The 3,104-nt window shown below is 69.1% G+C and carries 1 protein-coding gene; it reads left to right on the top strand.

The window, feature by feature from the left end; translation table 11 throughout:
* The coding region (locus AB0E05_RS36330) for a type I polyketide synthase (RefSeq protein WP_361971879.1) at positions 1 to 3,104 on the top strand (3,104 nt) is incomplete at both ends.

Here is a 3,104-nt window from a genome sequence, read left to right as displayed (position 1 = left end):
GGGACGACACTCGGCGATCCGATCGAGGCCCAAGCGCTCCTCGCCACCTACGGACAAAACCGACCCACCGAACAACCCCTGTACCTCGGGTCGTTAAAGTCCAACATCGGACACACCCAAGCAGCCGCCGGCGTCGGCGGCATCATCAAAATGATCATGGCCATGCACCACGGCCACCTCCCCCGCACCCTCCACCTCGACGCACCCACCCCCCACGTCGACTGGGAAAGCGGCGCGGTAAAGCTGCTGGACGAGGCCCGCACATGGACACGGAACGGGCACCCACGCCGCGCAGCCGTCTCCTCCTTCGGCATCAGCGGCACCAACGCCCACATCATCCTCGAAGAAGCCCCCACCCAACCAGAACCCACCACCAAGAACGCGACAACAGGCACAGTCGCGCCCACAGCCGCAGAGCCGCACCCGGCCCTCACACCATGGCCGCTGTCCGGCCATACCGAACAGGCGCTACGCGACCAAGCCCGGCGGCTCAACACGTTCATCAATGAGCATCCCGATGCCCCACCGGCTGCCGTCGGCCACGCGTTGGGCACTGGACGAGCCGCACTCAGCCATCGCGCGGTGGTCCTCGCCGCCGACCGTGATGTGGCGTTGCGCGCGCTCACGGCCGTCGCAGAGGGGCGCGAGGACCCGGCCGCGGTGTGCGGCAGCGCCGAGGGCAGAGGAGCGATGGCGTTCTTGTTCACCGGGCAGGGCAGCCAACGCCCCCAAATGGGCGCTCAACTCCACGCCACCCAACCAGCCTTCGCCACCGCCTTCGACGAAGCATGCGCAGCCCTCGACCCCCACCTCGACCAACCCCTACGCGACCTCATCCTCGCCGCACCCAACACCAAAGAAGCCACACTCCTCAACCAAACCCAATACACCCAACCCGCCCTCTTCGCCCACGAAACCGCCCTCTTCCGATTACTGGAGCACCACGGGGTGACGCCAGACTTCGTGGCGGGGCACTCCGTCGGTGAGCTGACCGCCGCGCACGTGGCAGGGGTACTCACTCTTGAGGACGCGGCTCTCCTGGTCGCGACCCGGGGCCGGCTCATGCAAGCCGCCCGGTGCGGCGGCGCCATGATCGCCGTGGAGGCGGGCGAGGACGAGATGACGCCCAGGCTGACTGACGGTGTTTCCCTCGCCGCCGTCAACACCGCCACGTCGCTGGTGATCTCGGGCGACCCCGAGGCCGCGCACAGCATCGCCCGCTCCTTTGAGGACCAGGGGCGCAGGACCCGGTCACTCAATGTCAGTCACGCCTTCCACTCCCCGCACATGGACTCCGTACTGGAGGAGTTCCATGCCTGCGTCGAGGATCTGAAGTTCCATCCGCCGCGCATCCCCGTCCTCAGCAACGTCACCGGCGCACTCGCCTCTGCCGAGGAGCTCATGGACGCGGCGTACTGGACCCGGCACATCCGTCTCCCCGTCCGCTTCCACGACACCGTGCGCGCGCTCGAAGAGGTCCATGGCGTCAGCACGCTCCTCGAAGTCGGCCCCGATGCCGCGCTCTCAGCCCTCGTCCCTGACATCGTCCCCAGTCTCCGACGGGGCCACGACGAGAGGCTCGGCTTCCTCACCGCGCTCGCCCGGCTCCAGGTCCTGGGTGCACCGGTGGACTGGCGTGTCACCTATCCCGGTACGTACGACCGGGTCGAGCTTCCCTCCTACGCCTTCCAGCACAGCGGCTACTGGCTCGACCCGTACGCTGCCGCGGCTCCCGCCGCCGGGCCGATGCTCGGCGTACCGGTGGAACTCGCCGAGGACGGCGGGCTGCTCTTCTCCGGCACCGTCGGGACGGACACCGTCCCCTGGCTCGCCGACCACACCGTCGGCGGCGTACCGCTGGCACCCGGCAGCTTCCTGGTCGGGCTAGCGCTGAACGCCGGTGCCCACACGGGATGTCTCGTCATCGACGAGCTGACGCTTGAAGCACCGCTGGTGCTGCCCGCGGAGGGTTCGGTGCCGGTCCAGGTCACAGTCGGCGCACCGGCCGAGGATGGGCGCAGGACGCTCGCCGTCCACGCCCGCGGCAGCGGGGATGCGCCCTGGGTCCGGCACGCCGTCGGTGTGCTGGCTCCAGGAAACGCGTCGTCGGTCGCCACCGCGGACACGGTGTGGCCGCCGGACGGCGCGACCCCGGCCGATCCCGAGAGCGTCTACGCGCGGCTCGACGCCCTCGGCTACGGCTACGGTCCGGCCTTCCGCAATCTCAGCGCCGTCTGGCGCGCGGGCGAGACCCTGTTCGCCGAAGTCAAGCTGCCCGACGACGCCACGGTCGCCGACGACCGGTTCGAACTGCACCCGGCGCTGCTGGACGCGGCCCTGCATCTGCTGCCGCTGGAAGGCCGCGGAGAGTCGGTCCGGCTTCCGTTCTCGTGGGCGGGAGTGCGTCTCGATGCCTCTGGTGCGACGGAGTTGCGGGTCCGCCTGGAGCCTCAAGGTCCCGATACGACATCGATCGTCCTGACCGACACGGCCGGTCAACTCGTCGGTTCCGTGGACTCCCTGGTGCTCCGCACACCTCCGGAGGGCGCGCTCGAAGCAGCGAGAGCGACCGGTGGGAACTCCCCTCACCTGCATCAGGTCCGGTGGGTCGCCGCTCCCGAAACGCCCTCACCGGACACCGGGGAAGCGTCATGGTGCGCTTTCGAGGACCTGACTGACGACGCCGAGGTCCCGCCCTTCGCCGTCGCCCGGGTCGAGGCGTCCAGCTCCGCCACCACGGTGGCACGGCACGCTCTGGCGCTGGTGCAGGAGTGGGTCGCGGACGAACGGTACGCCGACACATGCCTGGCCGTGGTGACATCGGGCGCCGTTGCCACCGCGCCCGGGGAGATGGTGCGCGAACCCGCCGCCGCTGCGACCTGGGGTTTGGTGCGTTCGGCGCAGAGTGAACACCCAGGCCGGTTCATACTCATCGACACCGACGACACCACCACATCCCACACCGCACTCACCACCGCACTCACCACCAACGAACCCCAACTCGCCCTCCGCAACGGCCACATACTCCTCCCCCGACTCACACCAGCAAACACCCAAGAAACCCCCACCAACCCCACCACCCTCAACCCCAACGGCACCGTACT

Source organism: Streptomyces sp. NPDC048057, from assembly GCF_040653095.1.
Lineage (GTDB): Bacteria > Actinomycetota > Actinomycetes > Streptomycetales > Streptomycetaceae > Streptomyces.
This window is presented reverse-complemented; position numbering and strand designations above follow the sequence as displayed.